Source organism: Parasphingorhabdus sp. (genome assembly GCF_036964565.1).
Taxonomy (GTDB): domain Bacteria; phylum Pseudomonadota; class Alphaproteobacteria; order Sphingomonadales; family Sphingomonadaceae; genus Parasphingorhabdus.
In genome coordinates this window covers 1-509 of sequence record NZ_JBALTN010000050.1, presented here as the reverse complement: position 1 = coordinate 509, position 509 = coordinate 1, and the positions used below count along the sequence as shown (strand labels likewise).

Below are 509 nucleotides of genomic sequence, written 5' to 3'. Positions count from 1 at the left end.
AAGGCGCGCGCATATTCGGTAACGCGCCGATCCAGCTCGGCATAGCTGACCATGCCGTCGGCATCATCAATCGCGATATTGTCGGGTGTCTTTTCAGCCCAATGGGCGATGGCAGATCCCATGCAGCGCCGTGTTTCCGTCATATACCCGCTCCTATTGATTTTGAGACCCTGTTAATCGGGCGATTAAGTCATGGCAAGAGGAACGGCGATTAAGCCCCTCCTCTTTAGAGGAGGGGTTGGGGTGGTGCGCCAGCATTGCTCGCGCCAGCGAAGGGCGGAGGAGCGGGGTGCAATGGTGGGAAAACCCAAGGAAGGCTCTTCGCCGAGAGAAACCACCCCAACCCCTCCTTTGAAAAGGAGGGGCTTAATCGTGCTTTCTGTAAACCAGCGAAATATTATTGGCGGGCATTTCGGTCAGACTTTCGCGGACGAACCCGTTCTGCGTCGCCAGCGCGTCCATATCGGCGACGTCGCGCAGGCCCCAACGGAGATCGCGGCTTTTCAGGC

At 57.8% G+C, this 509-nt stretch carries 1 protein-coding gene; it reads right to left on the bottom strand.

Annotated features, from left to right (window positions below; genetic code table 11):
- Positions 1 to 366: 366 nt before the first annotated feature.
- Positions 367 to 507: a DUF938 domain-containing protein gene (locus V7650_RS18175; protein WP_335657608.1), complete on the bottom strand. Its 141-nt coding sequence runs from the start codon at positions 505 to 507 to the stop codon at positions 367 to 369.
- Between the last annotated feature and the right edge of the window lie 2 nt (positions 508 to 509).